The sequence below is a fragment of the Saccharothrix coeruleofusca genome (genome assembly GCF_017876325.1).
GTDB classification, from domain to species: Bacteria; Actinomycetota; Actinomycetes; order Mycobacteriales; family Pseudonocardiaceae; genus Actinosynnema; species Actinosynnema coeruleofuscum.
On the sequence record NZ_JAGINV010000001.1, the window covers coordinates 2,087,384 to 2,111,766 of the forward strand.

Annotated in this window: 25 protein-coding genes; 11 read left to right on the forward strand and 14 right to left on the reverse strand. The window is 74.0% G+C overall.

The features are described from left to right. Positions 1-61 precede the first annotated feature (61 nt). The 3 genes from JOF41_RS09710 (at position 62) to JOF41_RS09720 (ending at position 2,474) form a co-directional block, all read left to right on the forward strand. Positions 62-823, forward strand: a complete 762-nt coding sequence (locus JOF41_RS09710) for a class I SAM-dependent methyltransferase (RefSeq protein ID WP_209617958.1) — start codon at positions 62-64, stop codon at positions 821-823. Positions 824-896: 73 nt separating this feature from the next. After that, positions 897-1,697 carry an inositol monophosphatase family protein gene (locus JOF41_RS09715; RefSeq protein ID WP_209617960.1) on the forward strand — a complete coding sequence of 267 codons (801 nt, stop codon included), beginning with the start codon at positions 897-899 and terminating at the stop codon, positions 1,695-1,697. Between the two features lie 48 nt (positions 1,698-1,745). Continuing rightward, on the forward strand, positions 1,746-2,474 hold the full coding sequence (locus JOF41_RS09720; RefSeq protein WP_209617962.1) for a uracil-DNA glycosylase: 729 nt from the start codon (positions 1,746-1,748) through the stop codon (positions 2,472-2,474). Here the strand turns inward: JOF41_RS09720 and lspA are convergent. Beyond that, positions 2,443-2,931 carry a signal peptidase II gene (gene lspA / locus JOF41_RS09725; protein WP_189226310.1) on the reverse strand — a complete coding sequence of 163 codons (489 nt, stop codon included), beginning with the start codon at positions 2,929-2,931 and terminating at the stop codon, positions 2,443-2,445. The two genes, JOF41_RS09720 and lspA, sit on opposite strands and share 32 nt — an antisense overlap. A gap of 85 nt (positions 2,932-3,016) precedes the next feature. Between lspA and JOF41_RS09730 the strand changes: the two genes are divergently transcribed. Together JOF41_RS09730 and JOF41_RS09735 are read left to right on the forward strand one after the other, a co-directional pair. Next, complete coding sequence (locus JOF41_RS09730; protein ID WP_209617964.1) at positions 3,017-3,769, forward strand: class I SAM-dependent methyltransferase; 753 nt, start codon at positions 3,017-3,019, stop codon at positions 3,767-3,769. Further along, positions 3,762-4,487, forward strand: coding sequence for a class I SAM-dependent methyltransferase (locus JOF41_RS09735; RefSeq protein WP_209617966.1), 726 nt, complete (start codon positions 3,762-3,764; stop codon positions 4,485-4,487). Before JOF41_RS09730 ends, JOF41_RS09735 begins: the two co-directional genes overlap by 8 nt. 93 nt (positions 4,488-4,580) lie before the next feature. On the opposite strand, the gene JOF41_RS09740 is transcribed toward JOF41_RS09735, so the two are convergent. The 4 genes from JOF41_RS09740 to JOF41_RS09755 all read right to left on the reverse strand — a co-directional run bounded on the left by JOF41_RS09740 (position 4,581) and on the right by JOF41_RS09755 (position 10,511). Then, positions 4,581-5,513 carry a quinone oxidoreductase family protein gene (locus JOF41_RS09740; RefSeq protein WP_209617968.1) on the reverse strand — a complete coding sequence of 311 codons (933 nt, stop codon included), beginning with the start codon at positions 5,511-5,513 and terminating at the stop codon, positions 4,581-4,583. Positions 5,514-5,640: 127 nt separating this feature from the next. Further along, the gene (locus JOF41_RS09745) at positions 5,641-6,327 is read right to left on the reverse strand and encodes an SGNH/GDSL hydrolase family protein (RefSeq protein WP_229796152.1); all 687 of its coding nucleotides are present in this window, start codon (positions 6,325-6,327) and stop codon (positions 5,641-5,643) included. A gap of 136 nt (positions 6,328-6,463) precedes the next feature. After that, the gene (locus JOF41_RS09750; protein ID WP_209617970.1) at positions 6,464-9,904 is read right to left on the reverse strand and encodes a hypothetical protein; all 3,441 of its coding nucleotides are present in this window, start codon (positions 9,902-9,904) and stop codon (positions 6,464-6,466) included. A 181-nt stretch (positions 9,905-10,085) separates the two neighbouring features. Beyond that, positions 10,086-10,511 (reverse strand): hypothetical protein, encoded by a 426-nt coding sequence (locus tag JOF41_RS09755; RefSeq protein ID WP_209617972.1) that lies wholly within the window; start codon positions 10,509-10,511, stop codon positions 10,086-10,088. 165 nt (positions 10,512-10,676) lie between these two features. Between JOF41_RS09755 and JOF41_RS09760 the strand changes: the two genes are divergently transcribed. After that, positions 10,677-11,486, forward strand: a complete 810-nt coding sequence (locus JOF41_RS09760; protein ID WP_209617974.1) for an MBL fold metallo-hydrolase — start codon at positions 10,677-10,679, stop codon at positions 11,484-11,486. A gap of 22 nt (positions 11,487-11,508) precedes the next feature. Here the strand turns inward: JOF41_RS09760 and JOF41_RS09765 are convergent, their stop codons facing one another. Continuing rightward, a complete protein-coding gene (locus tag JOF41_RS09765) occupies positions 11,509-12,231 on the reverse strand; it encodes a VOC family protein (RefSeq protein WP_189226303.1) in 723 nt (240 codons plus the stop codon). A gap of 179 nt (positions 12,232-12,410) precedes the next feature. Beyond that, positions 12,411-13,859, reverse strand: coding sequence for an argininosuccinate synthase (argG, locus tag JOF41_RS09770; protein ID WP_189226302.1), 1,449 nt, complete (start codon positions 13,857-13,859; stop codon positions 12,411-12,413). A 168-nt stretch (positions 13,860-14,027) separates the two neighbouring features. Here argG and JOF41_RS09775 point away from each other — a divergent pair, with 168 nt between their 5' ends. The 5 genes from JOF41_RS09775 to JOF41_RS09795 all read left to right on the forward strand — a co-directional run bounded on the left by JOF41_RS09775 (position 14,028) and on the right by JOF41_RS09795 (position 19,348). Next, positions 14,028-14,837, forward strand: coding sequence for an IclR family transcriptional regulator domain-containing protein (locus JOF41_RS09775; protein ID WP_189226301.1), 810 nt, complete (start codon positions 14,028-14,030; stop codon positions 14,835-14,837). 104 nt (positions 14,838-14,941) lie between these two features. Continuing rightward, positions 14,942-16,387: an amidohydrolase family protein gene (locus tag JOF41_RS09780; protein ID WP_209617977.1), complete on the forward strand. Its 1,446-nt coding sequence runs from the start codon at positions 14,942-14,944 to the stop codon at positions 16,385-16,387. A gap of 83 nt (positions 16,388-16,470) precedes the next feature. Beyond that, positions 16,471-17,655 (forward strand): CaiB/BaiF CoA transferase family protein, encoded by a 1,185-nt coding sequence (locus tag JOF41_RS09785; protein WP_209617979.1) that lies wholly within the window; start codon positions 16,471-16,473, stop codon positions 17,653-17,655. Further along, positions 17,648-18,454, forward strand: a complete 807-nt coding sequence (locus JOF41_RS09790; RefSeq protein WP_189226298.1) for a citryl-CoA lyase — start codon at positions 17,648-17,650, stop codon at positions 18,452-18,454. Before JOF41_RS09785 ends, JOF41_RS09790 begins: the two co-directional genes overlap by 8 nt. Before the next feature lie 33 nt (positions 18,455-18,487). After that, positions 18,488-19,348, forward strand: a complete 861-nt coding sequence (locus JOF41_RS09795; RefSeq protein WP_189226297.1) for a dioxygenase family protein — start codon at positions 18,488-18,490, stop codon at positions 19,346-19,348. 68 nt (positions 19,349-19,416) lie between these two features. On the opposite strand, the gene JOF41_RS09800 is transcribed toward JOF41_RS09795, so the two are convergent. The 7 genes from JOF41_RS09800 to JOF41_RS09830 form a co-directional block, all read right to left on the reverse strand. Next, positions 19,417-19,983, reverse strand: a complete 567-nt coding sequence (locus JOF41_RS09800) for a snapalysin family zinc-dependent metalloprotease (RefSeq protein WP_209617982.1) — start codon at positions 19,981-19,983, stop codon at positions 19,417-19,419. 140 nt (positions 19,984-20,123) lie between these two features. Continuing rightward, positions 20,124-20,543, reverse strand: coding sequence for a hypothetical protein (locus JOF41_RS09805; RefSeq protein ID WP_372448478.1), 420 nt, complete (start codon positions 20,541-20,543; stop codon positions 20,124-20,126). Then, a complete protein-coding gene (locus JOF41_RS09810; RefSeq protein ID WP_189226295.1) occupies positions 20,540-20,704 on the reverse strand; it encodes a hypothetical protein in 165 nt (54 codons plus the stop codon). Before JOF41_RS09810 ends, JOF41_RS09805 begins: the two co-directional genes overlap by 4 nt. A 19-nt stretch (positions 20,705-20,723) precedes the next feature. Next, positions 20,724-21,182, reverse strand: coding sequence for a GreA/GreB family elongation factor (locus JOF41_RS09815; RefSeq protein WP_189226294.1), 459 nt, complete (start codon positions 21,180-21,182; stop codon positions 20,724-20,726). Positions 21,183-21,285: 103 nt separating this feature from the next. Further along, positions 21,286-21,468 carry a hypothetical protein gene (locus tag JOF41_RS09820; protein ID WP_189226293.1) on the reverse strand — a complete coding sequence of 61 codons (183 nt, stop codon included), beginning with the start codon at positions 21,466-21,468 and terminating at the stop codon, positions 21,286-21,288. 11 nt (positions 21,469-21,479) lie between these two features. After that, entirely contained in the window at positions 21,480-22,739 is a 1,260-nt protein-coding gene (locus JOF41_RS09825) for an NAD(P)/FAD-dependent oxidoreductase (protein ID WP_209617985.1), read from the reverse strand. Between the two features lie 72 nt (positions 22,740-22,811). Then, positions 22,812-24,371 (reverse strand): PucR family transcriptional regulator, encoded by a 1,560-nt coding sequence (locus JOF41_RS09830; protein ID WP_189226291.1) that lies wholly within the window; start codon positions 24,369-24,371, stop codon positions 22,812-22,814. Positions 24,372-24,383 lie beyond the last annotated feature (12 nt).

The window sequence follows — 24,383 nt, forward strand, 5'->3', positions numbered from 1 at the left end:
GCACATGCCCACTTTACCTCCTGAGCAGTCCCCTCCCCCCGAACCGCACCGGCAGCGGGGGATGGCGGAGTCCTTCGGGGTGGACGCCGAGCGCTACGACCGGACCCGCCCGCCCTATCCCGAGGCGCTGGTGCGGCGCGTGGTCACCGCCAGTCCGGGGAAAGCCGTGCTCGACGTCGGCTGCGGCACCGGCATAGCGGCCCGGCAGTTCCGCGACGCGGGCTGCCACGTGCTGGGCGTCGAGCCCGACGCGCGGATGGCGGAGTTCGCGCGGCGCGGCGGGATCGCGGTCGAGGTGGCGACGTTCGAGGACTGGGACGCCGGAGCCCGGCGGTTCGACGCGGTCGTCGCCGGGCAGGCGTGGCACTGGGTGGACCCGGTCGCGGGCGCGGCCAAGGCGGTGGGGGTGCTGCGCCCCGGCGGCAGGCTGGCCGCGTTCTGGCACGCCTTCGAGCTGCCCGCCGAGGTGACCGACGCCTTGGCCGCGGCCTACCGGCAAGCGCTGCCCGACCTGCCGCTCGACCCGCGGGCGACGCGGCGGGAGGAGGCGTACGAGGCGCTGCTCGACCGGGCCGCCGACGGGATGCGGGCAGCGGGCGGGTTCGGCGCGCCCGAGCGGTGGCGGTTCGACTGGGAGCGGACCTACACCCGTGACGAGTGGCTGGACCAGTTGCCCACCTCCGGTGTCTTCACCCGGCTCCCGGCGGACGGGCTGGCGCGGGTGCTGGAAGCCGTCGGGGCCGCTGTCGACGAGGTGGGCGGAGGTTTCACGGCGCGCTACGCCACGAAGGTGATCACCGCCGTGCGCACGGGTGACGCCTGACCCCTTGCCCGTGGTGGCAACCCGGCGACCGCCCGCGCGTCCCCTCGGTATGAGCCCCAGCGGTGCTCCACCTGTGGACCGGGAAGTCCTGGATTTCGCCGTCGACCTGGCCGAGCGGGCGGGCGCGCTGGCCGCCGAGCGGTTCTTCGGCGGTGGAGCGCGGGTCTCGCTCAAGCCGGACGGCAGCGAGGTCACCGAGGCCGACGCGGCCGTGGAGGAGCTGATCCGGGCGGAACTCGCCAGGCAGGTCCCCGACGACGGGGTCCACGGCGAGGAGGGCGGTGCGAGCGAGGGCACCTCGGGCCGCCGCTGGGTGATCGACCCGATCGACGGCACCTACTGCTTCGCGCGCGGAATCCCGCTGTTCAGCACGACGCTCGCGGTCGAGGACGAGCACGGCCCCGCCGTCGGCGTCATCCACGAGCCGGTCACCGGGCGGACCACGTTCGCGGGCCGCGGGCGCGGTTGCCTGCGGTCGGTCGGTGCGCGGGTGGTGCCCGTGCGGGTCAGCGACCGGGCCGTGCTCGGCGGTGCCCGGACGGCGGCGGCCAACCCCGGCACGTGGTCGGAGCAGTTGCTGCTCGCCCTGCACCGCGAGGTCTTCCTCCTCCCGCTCGGCGACACCGCCTGCCTGGTGGCGGGTGAGCTCGACGCGTTCGTGGTCGCCGGAGCGCCGGTGGGCTACGAGGACCTGGCCCCGCTGCCCGTCATCGTGCGGGAGGCGGGCGGTCGGATCACGGACCTCAACGGCGACCCGGTGCTCAGCGGCGACGGGACGGTCCTGGCCACCAACGGCCTGCTGCACGACGACCTGCTCGCGCTGGTCAGAGGTGTCCCGCACGCCCGCGACCGGCGGACCTCGAACGGGGCGTAGCCGCGACCTCGCGGGCAGCCGCCCGCCGGTCGTGGTGCACTGTCATCCGTGACCGGATCGGAGGACGGGGCGATCGCGCTGACCCGCGTCGGCGAGCGCATCGCGTCGTGCGCGCTGTGCCCGAGGCTGGTCCGGTGGCGCCGGGAGGTCGCCGACGCGCCACCGGCCCGGCACGCGGGGGAGAGGTACTGGGCCCGACCGGTGCCCGGCTTCGGTGACCCGCGCGCGCGGATCTGCGTGCTGGGGTTGGCCACCGCCGCGCACGGCGGCAACCGCACCGGTCGCGCCTTCACCGGCAACCCCACCGGGGACTGGGTGGTGCGCGCCCTGCACCGGGCCGGGCTGGCCAACCAGCCGACCTCCCGGCACCGCGGCGACGGGCTGCGCCTGGAGGGGGCGTGGGCGGGGTCGGTGGTGCGCTGCGCCCCACCGGGCAACCGGCCGACGCCCGTCGAGCGGGACACCTGCCTGGCGCACCTGTCGGAGGAGGTGGCGGCGCTGGCCGAGTTGCGGGTGCTGGTGGCGTTGGGCGGGTTCGCGTGGGACGCCGTGGCGCGGTGGGCCGGGGCGCGGCCCAAGCCGCGGTTCGGCCACGGTGTCGAACACCGCCTGGACTCGGGGCTGGTGCTGCTGGGCAGCTACCACCCCAGCAGGCAGAACACCAACACCGGTGTGCTCACCGAGGCGATGCTGGACGCGGTGCTCGCGCGGGCCGTGGACATCGCCTGGCCGCGGCGGGCGGGGGTCACCGGTGTTCGGCTCGCGGGACCAGGCTGAGCAGGACGAGCACGCCCGCGCCGACCGTCAGCGCGATGTCGGCGACGTTGCCGACGAACCAGCCGTTGTAGTCGATGAAGTCGACGACGTGCCCCCGCGCGAATCCGGGGGCGCGGAACAGCCGGTCGCACAGGTGGGTGGTCGCACCGCCCAGCAGCAGGCCCAGCGCCAGCGGCCAGCCCCGAGGCTGCGGCCGGGTCGCCATGCGGACCAGCACGACCACCGCCACCGCGGCCAGCACGGTGAACACCCACGTCGCGCCGGTGCCGATGGAGAACGCCGCACCGGGGTTGTAGAGCAGCCGGAACCGCAGGAAGTCGCCGATCAGCGGAATGCGCCGACCGTCGGAGAGCGCGGACTCGGCCCAGAACTTCGTCGCCTGGTCGACGACGAAGACGAGCGCGGCCAAGGCCACCACGAACGGCAGGCGTCGGGAGGACGGGGGAGTGGCAGCCATCGCGGGCGAGGTTAACAGAGGGCTGATCGGGCCCGCGTCGATAACCGTTGGACGCGGACGCGCGCCCGGCACCAGGATCGGCGCCATGCGCCAGGACGAGATCTGGGACGTCGAAGCGGCCGAGAACTACGACACCCCCGGCACGGGCGTGTTCGCCCCCGAGGTCCTGACACCGATGGTCGACCGCCTCGCCGAACTCGCCGGTGGCGGCCGAGCGCTGGAGTTCGCCATCGGGACCGGTCGGGTCGCCGTCCCGCTGGCGGAGCGCGGCGTGCCCGTGGCGGGCATCGAGCTGTCCCGCCCGATGATCGCCCAGTTGCGCGAGAAGGTGGACGAGGCAACCGTGCCGGTGGTCGTCGGCGACATGGCCACCGCCACCGCGCCGGGCGAGCACACCCTGGTCTACCTCGTCTACAACACCATCTCCAACCTGCTGACCCAGGCCGAGCAGGTCGAGTGCTTCCGCAACGCGGCACGTCACCTCGTGCCCGGCGGCCGGTTCGTCGTCGAGCTGGGGGTGCCGGACCTGCGCACGCTCCCGCCGGGGCAGCGGGCCACGGTCTGGCACACCGAGGACGGGTACATCGGACTGGACACCTACGACGTGCTCAACCAGCACCTGGTCTCCCACCACTTCCGCTTCGGCGAGGGCAGGCAGGCACGTCTGTTCCGCAGCCCGCACCGCTACATCTGGCCCGCCGAGATGGACCTGATGGCCCAGCTGGCCGGGTTCGAGCTGGAGAGCAGGCACGCGGACTGGGCGGGCGCGGAGTTCACCGGGGAATCCGGCTCGCACGTGTCGGTCTACCGGCTGCTCCCGGCTGCCGACCGTGCCTGACGCGATCTTCGCCCACCCCCGCCTGGCGGCCGTCTACGACGCCTTCGACGGGGAGCGCGACGACCTGGCGGCCTACCTCGGCATTGCCGACGAGCTGGGCGCGCGGCGCGTGCTCGACGTCGGCTGCGGCACGGGGAGCCTGGCGGTCCTGCTCGCGGGCAGCGGCCGCGAGGTCGTGGGCGTCGACCCGGCCGGGGCGTCGCTGGACATCGCGAGGTCGAAGGACCCGGCCGGGCGGATCACCTGGGTGCGCGGCGACGCCACCGCGGTGCCCGCCCTCGCCGCCGACCTGGCGGTGATGACGGGCAACGTGGCGCAGGTCTTCCTCACCGACGAGGAGTGGGCCCGGACGCTGCGCGCGGTCCGCGCCGCCCTTCGCCCCGGCGGCCACCTCGTGTTCGAGACCAGACGTCCCGAACGCCGGGCCTGGCTGGACTGGGCCGCCGATCCCGCCTGGCTCACCCTCGACGTGCCGGGGATCGGACCGGTGGCGCAGCACCGCGAGGTCACCGACGTGAGCCTGCCGCTGGTCTCCTTCCGCCAGACCTACCGGTTCCCCGACGGCGAGGTGCTCACCTCGGACTCGACGCTGCGCTTCCGCGACCGCGCTGAGGTGGAAGCGAGCCTGGTGGCGCACGGCTACCGGGTGCGGGACGTGCGCGAGGCTCCCGACCGCCCCGGTCGTGAATTCGTGTTCCTCGCGCAGCGCACCCCCTGACCGGGGCAGTCCGCGAACCGAGCGTTCGGAACACCGGGTAGTGGTCAGCGGCCCACGCGGAGGCGTCGGGTAGTACTTGCCGACGTGGTGGGGTCAGAAGGTGATGACGGCTCGGCCGCGCAGGCCGCCCGCTTCCATCAGCCGGTGCGCCTCGGCGGCTCGCTCGGGCGGGTACTCACCCGCCACGCGCAGCCGCAGCCGACCGGAGGAAGCCAGCTCGCGCAGCCGCTCCAACCAGTCGGTGCGGGTCAGCGCCTCGCCCACCATGACCCGGTGGACGGTGATCCCGCGCTCGGTCCGCTCGGGCCGCCAGCCGCGGACGACCACCATGCCGCCGCCGTCCCGGATCGCGCCGAACACCCGTTCGTGCAGCAGCGCGGTGTCGTAGAGGCCGTCCGCGCCGTCCGGGGCGTGCTCGCGCACCGCTTGGACGAACCCGTCGCCGCGCGGGACGACGTGGTCGGCGCCGAAGCCGCGCACCAGCTCCTCGTCCTCGGGCTTGGCGTCGGCGACCACCACCAGCTCCGCCCGCTTGGCCAGCGGGATCACGTACGAGGCGAGCAGCCCCGCCCCGCCGGTCACCGCGAGCACGTCGCCGGGCCGCAGGCCCAGCAGTTCCAGGCCGAGCAGGGCGGTGAGCCCGTTCATCGGCAGCGTCGCGGCTTGCGGCAGCGAGGCCCCCTCCGGGATCGGCACGACCGACGCCTCCGGCACGACCAGCAGTTCCGACTGCGCCCCGCCCTCGGGGCGGCGCGGCGAGACCACCGCCATCACCTCGTCGCCGACGCGCAGCCGCCGCACGCCGGGGCCGACGCTCTCCACCGTTCCCGCCGCGTCCATGCCGGGCACCCACGGAGGCGGCAGGTCCGGGGTGCCCAGCTCGCGCAGTCCGACGTCGGTCGGGTTGACCGCCGCGGCGCGCACGGCGACGCGCACCTCGCCCTCGCCCGGTTCGCGCACGTCGCGGTCGACGACGGCCAGCACCTCGGGGCCGCCGCGCTCGGTGATGCCCACTGCCCGTGCCATGGGGATGTCCTCTCGGTCGAACTCATCCGGTAGGCGCGGATCGCTCCGCACCCCTGGGATCGACCGGTGAGGCGCGGTCAACCGCGCTGTGGCCGAACTCGCTGTGGCCGGACTTGTCGCGACGCGCTCAGGGCGCGCTGATGCTGCCGGGCACCGACCGCAGCGCGTCGTACCAGGTGGTGGCCATCTTGCTGTAGCCGCGCGCGTTGGGGTGAACGCCGTCGGCGAGGTCGGCCGTGGTCAGCGCGCTGTACATGTCCACCAGGTGCACCCGCTTGCCCGCGTCGGCCTTGGCTTGCACGATCGGGCGAATCGCGGCGTTGAACGTCCGGACGGTCGAGTCGGCGAAGGACAGCGGGACGATCGTGGCCACGAACAGGTGCGCCTCGGGCGCCTGGGTGGTGATGCGGTCGATCAGGGTGGACAGCCGCGACGGCGCGCCGCCGGGGTTGCCGCCGTACATGTCGTTGGTGCCGATGTGCAGCAGGATGGTCTGCGGGTTGTGGGTGCGCAGCCAGTTGGTGATGTTGCTGTCGATCTGGGCGATGGTCCAGCCCGAGTGCCCCTCGTGGTCGCGGTCGCCGAGGCTGCCGGGACCGTTGGCCATCGAGCCGACGAAGTCGATGCTGTAGCCGCCGCCGACCAGTTTCTGCCACAGGTCCACGCGGTAGCCGCCGGGCACGTTGAAGCCGTCGGTGATCGAGTCGCCCAGCGGCATCACGCGCACCGCGGCGGCGGTCTCGGCGTGGGCGGCGGTGGCGGTGATGGTGGTGGGCAGTGCCGCTCCGGCGGTCAGCGCCACGAGTGCGATCAAGCGTGTGAGCAGGTGCTTCACTGGCTTCCTCCGTGATCCTCGTTGACCAGGCGGCGGATCGAAAGCTTTCGACATCGTGGCAGAAAGTTTCAGTGCGGGCCAGAGCGGAGCCCAGCTGAGACGGCTGCCGCGCGGCTCAGCGCACCGGCATGATCGCCTTCACGTGGAACGCCCCGTCGGGTGAGACTTCGATGACGGGCAGCCTGCGGCCGACCGCGTTGCCGGTGGTGGCGTCCAGCGTGAAGGCGCCGCCCGCGCCGAGCACCTGGTTGCGCTCGCGGTCGGAGCGCTCCAGCGCGGCGCGCACCCCCTGGCGGGTGGGCAGCTCGCCCGGTTTCGCCCCGATGGCGGAGCGGCTGATCGCCTCCGTCGTCGCCAGCATCGCGTCGTGCATCATGACGCCCCAGCCGTCGGCGAGGTCGGCGGTGTCGAAGCCGAGCCGCTCGAACTCGGCGGTGAGCCGGTCGAACTCGGTGATCCCCATCCTCCGCGCCGCGTCCGGGTCGACGTGCGGGGTGTAGACCACCGCCAAGTCGGGCTGGTCCTCCCTGGGGCGCAGGTCCGGCCTGGTGCGCAGCATCGACGCGTCGGAGCCGGTGACGAGGGTGATGCGCCGCTCCCGCGCGCACCCGCGCTGCCGCAGGTTGTCGATCAGGTCGTCGAGCAGCACCGCCCGCCCCGCGTAGAGCACCGTGTCCGGGGCGCCGTCGCCGCACAGGTCCTTCATGATCTCGCGGAACTGGGTGTCCAGCGCCGCCTCGGTGTCGAACCGGCTCTCCACCGCGATGGACAGCCTGCCCGCCGCCGCGGCCGCCTTGAACTCGTCGTAGAGGGTGCCGGTGTACAGGTCGTCCTCGTTGATGTCGTAGACGAGCATGGTCCTGCTGACGCCCTGCTCGGCCAGGTAGTCCGACAGCACCGCGATCTGGTTGCCGGTGGTGGAGCTGACGCGGGCGAAACCCTTGAGGTAGCGGGCGGGTTCGCCCGGCTGCGCGGGCGGCTCGACGTGGAACCCGGTGGCGGTCACCACGGAGGCCACCATGGGGATGCCCGCCGCGGACAGCGCGCGGGCGGTCTGCTGGGCGTTGGTGGTGCTCTGGCCGACCCCGATCACCCCGACCAGCCGCTGCGCCTCGGCCGAGTCCACCAGCTGGTCCACCACCGCGCGCCACTCCTGCTGCGCGCTGCCGGGGTTGGCCAGCAGCAACCGGACCTTCGGCTCGCGCTTGTCCTCGTTCGCCGCCAGCTGGGCGACGTGGGCGCCCTCCAGCTGGGCGCGCACCCGCTGCCACGTCACGCTGCCCACGTCGGTGGGCAGCAGCGGGGTGAGCAGGGCGACCGTGACGTGCGGGAGCGCCTCCACGCGCCGGTTCTCCTCCAGGATCCGCCGCTGCACCGCGGCGAGCCGGTCGTCGAAGACGTACGAGCCGTCGGTGACGCCGACGCACTCACCGCCCCGGTTCTGCACGCCCGCGCCGCAGCGGGTGAACAGGTTGACCCCGACGACGACCGCGGCGCCCACCACCAGCGCCAGCACCGCGGCGACCGCCACCAGCCGGACGCGCTTGCGGCGCAACGCGCGCTTGGGGACCGGAGGGGTGAAGTCGGGCGGCGCCTGCTCCCGAGCGGTGACCTGGCGCCGGGGGCGGCCCGGCACGGCGGTGTCCCCCGCCTCGGCCTTGGTCTCCACCAGCGCGGCGGCTTTCAGGAAGTCGTTGCGCGCCACACCCGGCTGCTGGGCCAGCGTCCGCAGGTCCCACGCCGCGCTGTTGTAGAGCTCCGCGCGGTCCGCTGTGGACAGCGGGTCGTTCGCGATCCACAGCGCCGCCACGACGCGGGCCGTGGTGCGACCGGGCTCCTGCGCCGGACCGGTGCGGCCCGCCGCGGCCAGCACCCGCGCGGGGTCGCTCTCGTCGGTGTCGAGGTCGTTGGGGGCGGTGGTGACCGCCTCCAGCTCGGCGAACCACGCCCGTGAGTCGGGTAATCGCCGCTGCAACCCCTCCACGACCGCGTCGACGTCCCGCAGCGCGAGCGCGTGGTAGGAGCGGTCGGACTCCCTGCCGTTGTCGCGCAACCAGGTGTGCGCGGCCGTCCACCGCTGCGGCTCGGCGGCCAGGCGGCGCAGCAGCAGGTGCCGCAGGGCGGGCAGCATGACCTGGCGGCCGGTGCCGGGATCGCGGACCCGCAACTCGGCGGGCACGAGTTCGACACCGCCGTGCTGGCGCGGCACCAGGCCGCTGCGCGCCAGTTCGTCGGCCTGCTCGACGTCCCTGGCGGCGGCGCAGGTCTCCAAGCGGGCCAGCAGTTCCGGCGTCGGCGAGCCGAGCAGCTCCCGCAGCAGCCGCTCCCCGACGGTGACCGGCTCCTCGTCCACCGGTCCCCGCCAGCGCGCCGCCAGCAGCCGCTTCAGCGGCGGGGTGTCGCCGGTGCTGTCGCCGACGGCCTTGACGACCACGGCGGTCGCGGCGGGGTGGCCCCTGGTGAAGCGGTAGACCTCGGCGGCGACCGCGCGGCGCGCGTTGAGCCGGGGCCCCGCGACGTCGGCGACCATGTCCCTGACCTCGTCCGAGGTCAGGTCGCGCAGCGCCACCGGGTAGGAGTCGCTCTCGTACTCGCCCTGCCTGCGCTCCAGGTAGTCCTGGTAGCTCCCCTCCTCGGCGAACGGGATCTCCTCGTCCGGCGCCACGTGCCAGGCCACGCCGCCCGCGCTGGTGGCCACCGCGGTCAGCGGGTCGGGCTCGCCGCGGCGGGCGTCGGCGAGCGCGCGGTAGAGCAGCCTGCCCGGCCTGCTGTCGAGGTCGTCCAGCAGCAGCACGCAGTTCATCGACCAGGTGCGGGCGCGCCCCTTGGCGAACGCGGCCCGCAGGTCGGCCAGGAAGGCCGCCCACAGCAGCTCGGTGGCCTCCTTGCGGTCCGCCTCGGTCGCGTCCTCGCGGGTGAGCAGGTTGAGCCGGACCAGCTCGTCGTAGGCCTGGTTGCCGGAGCCGTACCACTCCAGCCCCTCGCCGAGCACGACGCGACGGCCCCGCCGCCACGACACCAGGCCCTCCAGCAGCAGCTTCGACGCGTACCGGGCGGCGGCGACCGCCCCCGGCACCCCGGTCACCGCGGGCACCGCGCCGCTGACGTCCTGCGCGAGCTCGTCCAGGAAGGTGCGCAGCTGGTCGACCCGCCGGGCGTTCTCCAGCGCCTCGCGGACCCGCAGGCGCGCGGCCTGGCCGGGGGAGTCGACCTGCGCGGAGATGGCGACCTGGGCGGTGACGAAGCGGGGGAACGGGATCGCCCGGTAGCCCGCGCAGTTGCGGTTGAGGTCGAAGGCCAGCAGCGGCAGCACCTCCCACGCGGTGCTGCTCTTGAGCGCGCCGCAGTTCACGCGCGCGTAGGGCACCTTGCCCCGGAGGTGGCTCTCCACCGCGTCCAGCAGCGCGGTCTTCCCGCAGCCCTTCGGGCCGGTGAAGATCAGCACCGGGGTGCGGCGGGTGGTCGGGTAGCCCTTCGGCTCCGGTCGGGTGGCGAACTCGCGGACCAGCGCGACGGCTCGGTGCCTGCCGGGCGGGTTGAACGGGTTCTCAGCCATCGGTACCCCCACCAACGAGCGCGAGTGAACATGATCGCCCCCTGCCGGGGCCGTGTCACGACTCCGACGGGGTGGCCGGACCCGCCGCGCGAGCGGTGACCGCCCCGGAAGGAATCGCCGTGGCGGGGGCGGTCGTTTCACCGGGTCCGCGCGGTCGTCGCGCGGACCCGGCGCCCTGGTATTAGAAGTGCGGGTCGAGGAACGTGCCCCACGTGTAGGTGGTGGACGAGTGGATCGTCCAGGTCGTGCTGGTGATCGCGTCCGCCCAACCGGGGGTGTCCGGGTCCAGGACGGAAGTCTGGATGTAGTAGCCGTACTCGGGCTTCAGGCAGGTGTCCCAGGTGTACCAGCCGGAGCCCAGTTCGAGGTTGGGGCGAGTGCTCCTGGTGGTGCTGTTCATGCGCAGACCCCAGTCGTAGCGGCCCTCGCGCAGGTAGAGGTGGCGCTCCGTGCACGACCTCGGCATACCGCTGTTGGGGATGGCCGCCAGGTGCTGGGTCTTGGTCAGGTGAGCGGTCTCCGCCGCCGCCGCCGTGCCGGGCAGGGCGACGGCGGCCACCCCCGCGGCGAACGACAGGCTCGCCAGCGCGCGCAGCAGTCTTGTCACGACAGGTCCTCCTGATCCGGTGGTGTCGCGGCTGCCAGGGGCCGTCCGGTCCCCGCGAGCACCGCGGACTTCGTGCCCACAGTGGCCTCGCGCGGCGGGACCGGTCCCACGCCTATCTTCGGATCAGCCCACCACCGCATCCCGGCAGAAGAGGAGACAGCACCGATGACCGACGGACGCTGGATCGAGGTCGCCGACCACGTGCACGCGCGCCGCTACGGCGAACTCGACCTCACCGTCGGGCTGGTGGTCGGCGACGACGCCTGCCTGGTGGTCGACAGCAGGGGCGACGTGGCGCAAGGCGCGGAACTCGCCGCGGCGGTGCGCGGGATCACCGCACTGCCGTGGACCCTGGTCTACACCCACGCGCACTTCGACCACTGCTTCGGCACGACCCCGTTCCTGCCGTGCGAGGTCTGGGCCCACCAGGGCTGCGCGGGTGAACTCGCGGCCCACGGCGAGACCTCGCGCCTGAAGTGGGCCGCCGACTACCGCGCCCAGGGCAAGACCGGGATCGCCGACGCGCTGCGGAACACGACGATCACCCCGCCGAACCGCCTCCTGCGCACCGACGCCGAACTGGACCTCGGCGGCCGGGTGGTGCGGTTGGTCCACCCCGGCCCCGCCCACACCGATCACGACGTGCTGGTGCACGTGCCCGACGTGGGCGTCGTCTTCGCGGGCGACGTCGTCGAGCACGGCCCGCACGGCTGGACCGCCGAGTCCTTCGGCGTCGACGCGCACCTCGCGGACTGGCCCGCGGCGCTCGACGCGCTCCTGGCGCTCTCGCCCCGCGTCGTCGTCGCCGGGCACGGCGACCCCGTCGACGCGGCCTTCGTCGCCCGGCACCGCGACGGGCTCGCCCGGCTCGTCGCGCTCAGGACCGCCGTCGCGGCGGGGGAGCTCACCGACGGCGAAGCCCTCGCGCGCTCCCCGTATCCCGAGGACGTGACCAGGGCGGCGCTGGCGCTGTGACATCCGCGGGCGTGGCGGTCGGTCAGGGCGTTGGGCGGGGATCGGGGGAGCGCAGCCGGAAGGTCAAGCCCTCCGGGCTGCTCAGTCGCAGCGTGGGGCGGTCCGGGTGTCGCGACTGGGAGAGGACGCCGCGGCCGCGTGCGCGAGCGGCGACGCGGTCGAGGTCGGCGACGGTGAGGGCGAGTTCCCACCGAGGAGCGGTGAACTCCGAGGTGGACTCGGCGGCGAACTCCGCGGCGCGCGGGGGTGTGCCGAGCACCCGCTGGTAGAACTCCTGCGCCCGGACCGGATCGGCGCAAGCGAGGACCATGCGCTCCGGCACGCCGGTCGCGTTCGGCGGGAACGCCCACCCGCTGAACTCCCGCGCCTGCCACAAGGAGAAGGCCGCGCCGACGGGATCGACCAGAGTGGACACACGACCCAGCCCGCCCGCGTCGAAGGGACCGACCACGAGCCTCGCGCCGTGCCGCACCGCTGTCGCGGTGGCGCCGTCGACGTCGTCGACCGCGAGGTAGTAGGCGATGTGCGCGGGGGTACCGGGCGGGTAGACCGGGTTCGCCAGGTCGCTCATCCCGCCGATCCGGTGATCGTCGATGAAGATCGTGGTCGTGGGACGCCCATCCACCTCCTCGGTGGCGAACCGCCAACCCAGTACCCCCGAGAAGAAGTCGGCCGTGCCGGGGACGTCGTGGGTCTTGAGGTCCATCCAGCAGAACTCGCCGGTAGAGCCGAGGCGGGGGTCCATCGCGCTGCTCCTTGTCTCCGGCGGACCGTTATACCCCTGCTCGGACGAACACGTGAGCGGATTTCCCCGCGGCCCCGTTCGCGCTCGGCGCCTGCCCGCGAGATGGCCGCCCTGCGGGCGTTTGTGGACCGACGCGAGCGGTGACGGGCGGGCGGCACCACGCCGCCCGCCCGGTTCGCTCAGTCGTTGCCGGACTCGATCGCGGCGAGGTCGAGCAGCTGCTCGTCCGCCGGGGCCTCGCCGCGGGAGGCGATCGCCTCGGCGCCGCCCGCGGGCATCGCGCCGATCAGCCCGGTGGAGGCCGCCTGCGCGGCGCCGATCAGCATCGGGTGCTTGCTGCCCACCATGCCGATGCCCGCGTACTGCTCCAGCTTGGCGCGGGAGTCGGCGATGTCGAGGTTGCGCATGGTCAGCTGGCCGATGCGGTCCACCGGCCCGAAGGCGGAGTCCTCGGTGCGCTCCATGGACAGCTTGTCCGGGTGGTAGCTGAACGCGGGCCCGGAGGTGTCGAGGATGGAGTAGTCCTCGCCGCGCCGCAGCCGCAGGGTCACCTCGCCGGTGACCGCCGTGCCGACCCAGCGCTGCAGCGACTCGCGCAGCATCAGCGCCTGCGGGTCCAGCCAGCGGCCCTCGTAGAGCAGCCTGCCCAGCCGCCGCCCCTCGTTGTGGTAGCTGGCCAGGGTGTCCTCGTTGTGGATCGCGTTGACCAGCCGCTCGTAGGCCGCGTGCAGCAGCGCCATGCCCGGCGCCTCGTAGATGCCGCGGCTCTTGGCCTCGATGACCCGGTTCTCGATCTGGTCGGACATGCCGAGGCCGTGCCTGCCGCCGATGGCGTTGGCCTCCAGCACCAGGTCGACCGCGGAGGCGAACTCCCTGCCGTTGATGGTCACCGGCCTGCCGTGCTCGAAGCCGATGGTGACGTCCTCGGGGACGATCTCGACCTCGGGGTCCCAGAACCGCACGCCCATGATCGGCTCGACGATCTCGATGCCCGCGTTGAGGTGCTCCAGCGCCTTCGCCTCGTGCGTGGCGCCCCAGATGTTGGCGTCGGTGGAGTAGGCCTTCTCCGTGCTGTCCCGGTAGGGCAGGCCGTGCGCGAGCAGCCACTCCGACATCTCCTTGCGGCCGCCCAGCTCGCTGACGAAGTCGGCGTCCAGCCACGGCTTGTAGATCCGCAGGGAGGGGTTGGCCAGCAGGCCGTAGCGGTAGAACCGCTCGATGTCGTTGCCCTTGAAGGTGGAGCCGTCGCCCCAGATCTGCACGTCGTCCTCGAGCATCGCGCGCACCAGCAGGGTGCCCGTGACCGCCCGGCCCAGCGGGGTGGTGTTGAAGTAGGCCCGGCCGCCGGAGCGGATGTGGAACGCGCCGCAGGCCAGGGCGGCCAGCCCCTCCTCCACCAGCGCGGCCCGGCAGTCGACCAGCCGGGCGACCTCCGCGCCGTACGCCGTGGCGCGACCGGGCACGGAGCCGATGTCGGGCTCGTCGTACTGGCCGATGTCGGCGGTGTACGTGCAGGGCACCGCGCCCTTCTCGCGCATCCACGCGACCGCTACCGAGGTGTCGAGGCCGCCGGAGAAGGCGATCCCGACGCGTTCGCCGACAGGCAGGGAGGTGAGTACCTTGGACACGGTTGAAAGTATATGCACACGTCTGTATGACCATGCAAAGCCGGGGTGGCCGGGTTCCGCGGCACCCGCAGCGCGGCTGGCGCGGTGGTCGCCCGTTTACCCTGGGCGCACGGTCTTTGGCCGCGTCGTCCTCGCGGTGGCGCGGCCTGCACACGCGAGAGGTCTGCCATGGCACCCCGTCCCGACACCGGTCCGGACTTCATCGAGGCGCTGGCGCGGGGCCTGGACGTGATCCGAGCCTTCCAGCCGCACCGCCCGGTGATGTCGCTCAGCGACGTGGCGGGCGCGACGGGGTTGGCGCGGCCCACCGCGCGGCGCATCCTGCTGACCCTCGCCGAACTGGGCTACGTCCGCCAGGGGGAGGGCGGCTTCGCGCTGACCCCGAGGGTGCTCGAGCTGGGCGTGGCCTACGTGCGGTCGATGGGGCTGTGGGACGTCGCGCGGCCGCACATGGAGCGCCTGGTCGCCAGGACGAACGAGTCGTGCTCGATCGCCCAGCTCGACGGGTCCGACATCGTCTACGTCGCGCGGGTGGCGGTGCCCAAGATCGTCTCGCTGGCGGTGCAGATCGGCACCCGCTTCCCGGCGCTGCAGACCTCGCTGGGCAAGGTGCAGCTGGCCGCGCTGCCCGAGGCGGAGCTGGACGCGGTGCTCGCCCAGCCCACCCGCTCCGGCCTGGTGCCGCGCTGGCGACCCGACCGCGCCGAGCGCGACGCGGTGCTGCGGGAGGTCCGCGCGCGCGGTTGGGCGCTGACCGACGAGCAGTTGGCCCCCGGCATCCGCTCCATCGCCGCGCCGCTGCGCGACGGCGCGGGCCGGGTCGTCGCCGGGGTGAACGTCACCTGCCACGCGGCCGAGACCTCGGTGGAGCGCATGGTGGAGCACCACCTGCCCCTGCTGCTGCACACCGCGGGCGAGATCAGCGCCGACTTCGCGCGGCTGGACACCGCGCCGCACGCGGTGGTCACCGTCGCCTGAGCGCCGGGGGTTGACGCGCACCGGCCGAGGTTGAACACTGCGCCTGCGGACGATTGTCCGCATCGTGGTCACTCGACCGTGCGACGATGCCGAGGAGTAGTCGGATGAGCGAGCCCGCCGACGACCGCCGCCCCCTGGTCCTGCGTGGGGGCACCGTCCTCACCCTCGACGCCGGGCGCCAGGTGCTGCCCGACCACGACGTGCTGGTCGTGGGCGACCGGATCGCCGCGGTCGGACCGCGGCTGCCTGCCCCCGACGGCGCGGTGGAGATCGACGCGACCGGCGGCATCGTCATGCCGGGCATGATCGACACCCACCGGCACCTGTGGCAGACCGCGATGCGCGGCTACGGCGCCGACTGGACGCTGACCCAGTACTTCGTCTGGTACTACCTGGAGTGGGGGCGGGTCTTCCGCCCGGAGGACGTCTACGCGGGCAACCTGCTGGGCGCGGTCGAGGCGCTGGACGCGGGCGTGACCACGACGGTCGACTGGTCGCACGGGCTGCGGACCACCGAGCACGCGGACGCCGCGGTGGACGCCCTGCGCGCGGTGCCCGGCCGGTTCGTGCTGGCCTACGGCAACATCCACGACGCGCCCGCGTCGTGGACGGCCACCCCCGAGTTCCGGGACTTCTTCTCCCGCCGGACCACCGGTGACGACATGCTCGGCTTCCAGCTGGCCTTCGACGTCACCGGCGACCCGGCCTTCCCCGAGAAGCCCGCCTTCGAGGTGGCCCGCGACCTCGGGCTGGCGGTGACCACCCACGCGGGCGTCTGGGGCGCCACCGGGGACGACGGCATCCGGCTGATGCACGAGCACGGCTTCATGACGCCGGGGACGGTCTACGTGCACGCGGCCTCGCTGTCCGCCGACTCCTACCACCGCATCGCCGCGACCGGCGGCTCGGTGTCGGTGTCGACCGAGAGCGAGCAGAGCGCGGGCCAGGGCTACCCGCCCACCTGGGCCATCCGCGCCCACGGCATCCCGGTGTCGCTGTCGATGGACACCTCGGTGTGGTGGAGCGGGGACCTGTTCTCCGCCATGCGCGCCACGCTCAGCGCCGACCGCGCCCGCGAGCACCTGGCGGCCCACGCCGAGGGGGAGACCGTCACGCACTCGGCGCTGCGGGCCGAGCAGGTCGTCGAGTGGGCCACCCTGGGCGGGGCGCGGGCGCTGGGCCGCGAGGCCGACCTGGGCAGCGTCGAGGTGGGCAAGAAGGCCGACCTGGTGCTGATCCGCAACGAGCGGTCGCCGGTGATGTTCCCGCTGCTCAACCCGTACGGCCACGTCGTGTTCCAGGCCCAGCGCGGCGACGTGGACACGGTGCTGGTCGACGGGCGGGTGGTCAAGCGCGACCACCGGCTGGTGGGCGTCGACCTGGCGGCGGTCCGCTCGCGCGTGGAGCGGACCGTCGAGCACCTGCGCGCGGAACTCGGCGAGGAGGCGTGGCGGAAGGGGATGAACCCGGACGTCCCCACCGCCGAGGTGCTCGACAACCCCTACACCTACACCGACTACCGCAGCGCGACCACTCACGGCCAGGGCTGACCGGTCTTGACGCCGCCCACGGGCTGACCGATGCTCAATTCAACGGACGATCGTCCGCTGTACGGACAACAGTGCGGATCGGGATGACGGACAACAGTGCTGCCCCAACCACCGCGGGACCGCTCGCGGGAATCCTGGTCGCCGACTTCTCCAGGGTGCTCGCGGGCCCCTACGCGACCATGCTGCTGGCCGACCTGGGCGCCGAGGTGGTCAAGGTGGAGGGGCCGCGCGGCGACGAGACACGCACCTGGGTGCCCCCGGTGCGCGACGAAGTCTCCACCTACTACCTCGGCGTCAACCGCGGCAAGCGCTCCATCGTGCTGGACCTGCGCGAGGATGCCGACGCGCGCCTGGCCCGCGAGCTGGTGCGGCGCGCGGACGTGGTGATCGAGAACTTCAAGCCCGGCGGCATGGCCAAGTACGGCCTGGACTACGACAGCGTGCGCGCGGACAACCCGGCCGCCGTCTACGCCTCGATCACCGGGTTCGGCTCGGGTGCGGGCGGGCACGTGCCCGGCTACGACCTGATGGTGCAGGCGATCTCCGGGCTGATGAGCCTCACCGGCGACCCCGACGGACCGCCCTACCGCGCGGGCATCTCGGTGTTCGACGTGATGGCGGGCAACCACGCCGCCATCGGCGTGCTGGCCGCGCTGCGCCACCGCGAGGCCACCGGGCGGGGCCAGCACGTCGAGGTCAACCTGCTGTCCTCGGCGCTGACCGGCCTGGTCAACCACAGCTCCGCGTTCGTGGCGGGCGGCACCGTGCCGTACCGGATGGGCAACGCCCACCCCAGCGTCTTCCCGTACGAGCCGCTGCCCACCGCCGACCACGACCTGATCGTCGCCGCGGCCAACGACGGCCAGTTCCGCAAGCTGTGCCAGGTGCTGGGGCTGCCCGAGGTGCCCGACGACCCGCGCTTCGCCCGCAACGCCGACCGCACCCGCAACCGCGATCAGCTGCGCCCGGTGCTGGTCCAGCGGCTGGCCACGCGCGGCGCGGTCGAGTGGTTCGACCTGCTCGTGGCCGCCGGGGTGCCCTGCGGGCCGATCAACACCATCGACGGGGGGTTCGCCATGGCGGAGCGGTTCGAGCTGGACCCGGTGGTCGTGGTCGGCGAGGGCGAGCGCGCGGTGCCGACCACGCGGCACCCGATCCGCTTCTCCGAGACCCCCGCCGTCTACCGGCTGCCCCCGCCCGACCTCGACGAGCACGGCGCCGAGCTGCGCGCGTGGCTGAGCACTCCGAGGGAGGAGCGCCGTGGCTGACCGACCGGTCTACCGGACCGCGCTCGGGGCGTCGTCCCCGGACCGGATCACCCTGCTCGGCCACGACCTCGCGCGGGAGGTGATGGGCGAGGTCGGCTTCGGCGAGCTGGCGTTCTGGCTGGCCACCCAGCGCCGCCCGAGCAGGGGCCAGACGCGGGTGTTCGAGGCGGTGCTGGCCGCGCTGGCCGACCACGGCTTCACCCCGACCGCCATCGTCACCCGGCTGACCTACCTGTCCGCCCCCGACTCGGTGCAGGGCGCGCTCGCGGCGGGCCTGCTCGGCGGCGGTTCCCGCTTCCTGGGGGTGACCGAGGACTGCGGCCGGTTCCTGCACGACGTGCTGACCCGCGCCGAGGGCGGGCCGCCGACCGACGACGCGGGCTGGGACGCGCTCGCGCTGGCCACGGTGCGCGCGCGGCGCGAGGCGGGGCGGTTCGTGCCGGGGCTGGGCCACCACGTGCACAAGGACGGCGACCCCCGCACCCCCCGGCTGATGGCCATCGCCGCCGAGGAGGGGCTGTTCGGACCGCACCTGGCGCTGTTCGCGGCGATCGGCCGCGTGCACCCGCGGGTGCTCGGCAAGCGGTTGCCGCTCAACGGCGCGGGCGTGTGCGGTGCCGCGCTGGCCGATCTCGGCCTGCCGCTGGAACTGCTGCGCGGGTTCGCGCTGCTGGCCCGCACCGCCGGACTGATCGGGCAGCTCGCCGAAGAGCTGCGCCACCCCGTGGGCAACGACATCTTCCTGTCCGTGGACCTGAACAACGCCTCCGTCGACCCGGACCCCTACCGCCCTTCCTGACGACCCGCCCGGACCGAACCGCAGGAGACAGCAATGCAGCTGGTCACCGAGGACAACATCACCGAACTGGCCGTCCGGCGCTGGGCCACCGCGCGCGACCCGCGCACGCGCGAGCTGCTCACCGCCCTGGTCCGGCACCTGCACGCGTTCGCCCGCGAGGTCCGGCTCACCGAGGCCGAGTGGGCCGCCGCCATCCGGTGGCTGACCGCGACCGGGCAGATCAGCGACGACAAGCGGGAGGAGTTCATCCTCGCCTCCGACGTGCTCGGGCTGAGCATGCTGGTGGTGCAGCTCAACCACCGCCTCGACCCGGCCGCGACCCCCGCCACCGTGCTGGGGCCGTTCCACGTCGACGGCTCGCCCGAGCTGGGGTTCGGCGGGGACATGTCCGACGGCGTGGCCGGGACGCCGCTCTACATCACCGGCACCGTGCGATCCCTGGACGGCACGCCGGTCGGCGACGCGGTGCTGGACGTCTGGCAGGCCGACGCCGACGGCAACTACGAAGCCCAGCTGGGGGAGGTCGACGAAGCCCGGCTGCGCGCGAAGTACCGCACCCGCGCCGACGGCGCGTACTGCGTGCGCACCATCACGCCCAAGGGCTACTCGATCCCGATGGACGGCCCGGTCGGCGACCTGATCCGGCAGACCGGGATCAGCCACTTCCGGCCCGCCCACGTGCACTTCCTGCTCGCCGTGGACGGGTACCGGCCGCTGATCACCCACCTGTTCCAGGAAGGCGCGCAGTACCTGGACAGCGACGTCGTGTTCGGCACCAAGCAGGAGCTCGTGGTGGCCTTCGAGCCGCGTGAACCGGGCCCCACCCCGGACGGCGGCGAGTCCGCCGTGCCGTGGGTCCAGGCCCGGTACGACTTCGTCCTGCAACCCGCCTGAACCGCGCGCCGCCCGGCGGCGCGGCCGACACCGGCGCGGTGTCGGCCGCTGTCCCGGCGCGCGGGTCGTCAGTACACGAAGCACTCCACGCCCGAGTAGCCCGCCGCGCGGACCTCGACTCCAGCCAGGCTGCCTGCGAAGTTCCGCTCCACCTGGGCCCGCTCGGCGGCGTTGGGCAGCTCGTTCCGGCACGAGGTCGGGGCGCTGGACCCGGACATCAGGTCCGCGCACAGGCCGGTCCGCCGGTCGGGCAGGCCGAGGATGTGCCCGATCTCGTGGGTGGTGATCCGGGGCCGGTGGTAGCCCTGCTCAACGGCTTGGCGTCCCATGTAGACGGTGCCGTTGCCCAGCGAGCTGACGTAGGCGCGCGGCCAGCCGTCGTCGGCGAGGACGCGGATGTTGGTGGGCGTGCCGGAGCCGCGCTTGACCAGCCGGACGTTGCTCACCGAGCTGTTCCAGTTCGCGGCGGCCTTGTCCCAGTCCGCGGCGAACTCTTGGGCCTGGCTGGTGTCGTAGTACAGGGTGCGCGCCAGCGCCTGCGGCTGTGCCGCCGCGGTGGGCGCGGCCACGCCGACCAGCGGCAGCAGCAGTCCCAGCGCGGCCACGGCGACGCGCGCGGCCTTTCGCACGATCATGGTCGTCTCCTCGTGTGCAGGGTGCGGGGAGCGTCGTGGGCAGAGAACTCCCCGCGTTCCAAGCAACCAGGAGCGGCCGGGTGCCACCAGACCCGTAAGCGGGGTCGTGTTGACCGGGCGTGCTGCTGTGAACGGACGCCTCACACGGCGGACAGCGCCAGCACCCCGGAGGTGACCAGTGCGGCGACCTTCACCACCTCGGCGGCGACGTAGGCGTGGTGGGCGCGGGACCGGGGCGGCGTCTCGCCCGCGAGCACGCGGTCGGAGCGGCGGTTGAGCACCGGGCGGATCGCGGCCAGCTGCAGCACCAGCACGCCCACCGCGACCCCGATCGCCACCACGACCCGACCGGGCACGTCGCCCGCCGCGACCGCGACGACGACCACGGCCGCGAGCACCGCCTCCGCCGCGTTGAGCCCCCGGAAGACGATCCGGCCGATGCCCAGGCCGATCGGCACCGTCACGCCCGGCGCGCGGAACTTCAGCGGCGCCTCCAGGAACGAGATCGCCAGCACCATGCCCAGCCACGTGAACAGGGCGCCTGCCGCCACGGCGGTCACCGCGCGTCCTCCTCGGGGATCGGCGCGCCGCACCGCCCGCACACCGCGGGCGGCTCGTCCTCGACGAACAGCCCGCACTCCGGGCACACGCGCTCCAGCCAGCACACCGGGTCGCCGCCCTGCTCGCGGACGGGTGGGGAGCCACCCTCGTCGTTCGGCACCGCCTCGCCCCCTCGCTCGCTACGGCCTGGCAGGTTCCACCGATTCTAGGAAGTGCGTGTACGGCACCGCGTCGAGCAGGGTGACCCGCACGGTCCGGCCGCTGGGGACGGGGTAGTGGCGCTGCTCGCCGCGGCGGGCCCCGGTCAGCGCGGTGCCCAGCGGCGAGTCCGGGGAGTACACCTCGATCTCGCCGTGCTCGGCGTCGCGCGCGCCGAGCAGGAACGTCTCGGTCTCACCGGTGTCGTCGTAGCGGACGGTGAGCACCATGCCGGGCTCGGCGACCCCGTCGTCGGGCGGGTCCTGGCCGACCACCGCCTTGGTCAGCAGGTCCTGGATCTGCCGGATGCGCAGTTCCCGCTGGTGCCGGTTCAGGGTGGCGTGCTCGTCGTGGCCGTCGGCGGCGTGCGGGGTCATCAGGGCGACGAGCTCGGCGCGCAGCCGCTCGTGGGCCTGGGGCGTGAGCCAGGTGCGGGTCATGGTCGTCTCCGTTGTGGGTAGGGGTGCCGTCAGGGCGGCCGGAGGAGGGGCCGCCCTGACGGCGGGGGGTCCGTGGGGTCCGGGCGCTGATCTGCTCCGGGCCTCACAGACTGGGGAGGTGGCTGGAGGGGGCGCCGCGCCGCAGCAGCGCCTCCATGTCCAGGGCGTAGCCGCTGGCCACGCGCATCAGCACGTCGCGCTGGACCCGCAGGAAGGCGTTCTCCGCCCGCAGCCAGTCCAGCTCGGCGCGCTCGTCGTCGGTCAGGTCGCCGTGCGTGTCGCTCATCGCGGCGCCCCTCACCGCAGCGGGTCGAACTCGCGCAGCGCGGCGGGCTGCTTGCCGGTGGTGACCTGCTCGGCCAGCAGTCGCCCGGTGACCGGGCCGTGGGCCAACCCCCACATGCCGTGCCCGCCCGCGACGTAGACGTTCGGCACGCGCACCGCTCCGATCAGCGCCCTGCCGTCGGGGGTGACCGGGCGCGGACCGACCCAGACGTCGTCGCGCTCCTCCCAGCGCACGCCGTCCAGCAGCGGGCGGGCCGACGCGATGATCGCGTCCAGCCGGGCGGGCACGCCGGGGGCGTCGGGATCGCGGAACTCCATCGTGCCCGCCACCCGCAGCCTGCCCTGGTACGGGGTGCACGCCACCCGGACGCCGGGCAGGTAGACCGGACCGGGGACCGGGCGGTCCACGGGCACGCTGAACGAGTACCCGCGACCCGCCCGCACCGGCACCCGCACGCCCCACCGGTGGGCCAGCCGGGACAGCCACGCGCCGGTGGCCACTACCGCGACGTCGGCCGCGACGGCCCTGCCCTCGCGCGGGTGGACCGTGACGCCCCTGCTGTAGGTGCGGATGTCGACGGCCTCGAACAGCCGGATGGTCGCGCCGCGGGCGACGACGGCGCGGGCGAGCGCCTGGACGAACCCGCCGGGGTCGACGTAGCGCTGCCCCTCCACGCGCACCCCGGCGGTGAGCGCCGGTGACGCCAGCGGCACGTGCTCGCGCAGCTCCTCGGCGGACAGCTCGGTGTGGGCGACGCCCTGGCCCGCGTCGGCGAGCCTGCGCAACTCCCGCAGCAAGCCCTGGGCCTGCTGCGGGGTCCGGAACGCCGCGGTGATCGGGGCGTCGACCGTGGGCGCGTGCACGCCGTTGGCGGTGAGCACGTCGAAGGCTTCCGCGCACTCCTCGTTGAGCGGCAGGTTGGCCCGCGCCGCGCGGGTCCACGACGACCAGCGGCAGTGGGCGGCGAACCGCGCCAGGAACGCCCACAGCGAGGGATCGGCGGTCAGCGGGACGTGCAGCGCGGCGGTGGGGTCCAGCAGCGAGCGCAGGCCGTAGCGCAGCACGCTCGGCTCGTTGAGCGGGATCGCCAGTCCGGGGGCGATCCACCCGGCGTTGCCCCACGAAGCCCCGGCCGCCACCCCGGTCCGGTCGACCACGGTCACCTCGACCCCGCGCTCCTGCAGGAACCACGCGGTGGACAGGCCCACGACCCCCGCGCCGACCACGACGGCCGTGCGCGGTCCGCTGTCGCTGCGCCCGACGCCGACCATGACCACCTCCAGACCCGGAACCCCGTAGGCACCAGGGTGGACCGCGCACCGGCGGCGGTTGTTGTCCGTTCCCTACAGTCGGGGCGGAGGTTTCTGTTCGTCCTCCACAACGTCCTCGGTGGCCGCGAGGTCGATGATCATGGCCAGCCGCTTGCGCGCGTCGCCCAGGTCGAGTGAGGTCACCTCGGCCATCTTGCGCAGCCGGTAGCGCACGGTGTTCTGGTGCACCCCCAGCCGCTCGCCCGCCTCGGCGGGGTCGCCCTGGGCGTCCAGCCACGCCCGCAGCGTCGCCGCGTAGTGCGTGCCGTGCTCGCGGTCGTGCCTGCGCAGCTCGGCCACCGGACCGCGAGCGGGGGTCCGGCCCGCCCTGGCGGCGGCCCGCAGCCGCTGCAGCAGGATGTCGTCCCACGACTCGTCGTAGGAGGGCGGCGGCGCGTCCTGGGCGCGAGCCTCGTGCAGCGCCAGGCACTCGTCGGCTTCCTGCCTGCCCGCGGGCAGGTCGGCCGCGCCCGCCATCCCGCCGATCCCCGCCCACAGCGCCACTTCGGCGGGCAGCGCGGCGCGCAGCGCGTCCACCCACCCGCGTGCCGCCGCCACGTCCTCGCCGGGCAGGACCGTGTAGAGCGTGTTGCCGGCCAGTGCGCTGCGCCCCGGCCGCGACCAGCCGAAGCCGGTGGTGGCCCGCTCGAACGCCAGCAGCAGCGGTGCGTGCCGCTCCGCTCCGACGTGCGCGCGGACCGCGATCACCCGCAGCGGCCCCGGTGGCAGTCCCAGTCTGCTGACCACCGTCGCCGCATCCGCGGTGCCCTCCAGCAGTCGGATCACCAGGTCCGACTCCACCTGCCGCTCCAGGTCCGCGCTCGCCCGCGAGCGCAGCAGGTGCAGCGCCACCGTGCGGGCGCCGTCGACCAGCGCGGCCCGCCGCGCGCCCTCCAGCGGTCCGCCGCACGTCACCCACACCGACCCCAGCACTTCGCGGCCCGCGCGCACCGCCACCACCGTCCGGCCGGTCAGGCCGTGCTCGGCGTCCCGCTCGACGAACAGCGGCTCGTCCGAGGCCGCCAGGTGGGCGGTGACCCCGCGGGCGTCGAACAGCTCCCGCAGCCGCTGCGGCGCCTGCCGTCCCAGGATGGTCGCCGACCTGGCCGCGTCGGCCCGCTGCTGCGACCGCGAGTACGCCAGCACCCGCCACGACCGGTCCTCGATGGTGACCGCGCCGCCGACCGCGTCGGCCAGGCTGTCGGCCAGCGCGAACAGGTCCGTCGGCCCCCGCCCGGAGGCGGTCTCCCGGCCCTCCAGCACCAGCCCGTAGACCACCCCGGCCAGCTGGCTCCACGGCACCGAGGGGTCGACCACCATCACCGCGACCCCCTCGGCGGTGCCGACGGCCGCGGCCTCCCGGTCCACCTCCGCCCCGCCGTGCACCAGCACCACGCCCGCCCGCGCGGCCACCGCCCAGGCCACCGCCTGGTGCACCGACTCGGCGCCGACGGCGAGGAACACGTCACCGCCCACCGCGCCCGGCTCGCGCACGGCCACGCTGCGCAGTTCCAGCGACCGCGACACCGGGCAGCACGCCAGCCGCACCCCGTAGCCACCCAGCACGTTCACCAGGCGGTCCAACCGCACCATGAGCCACTCCCG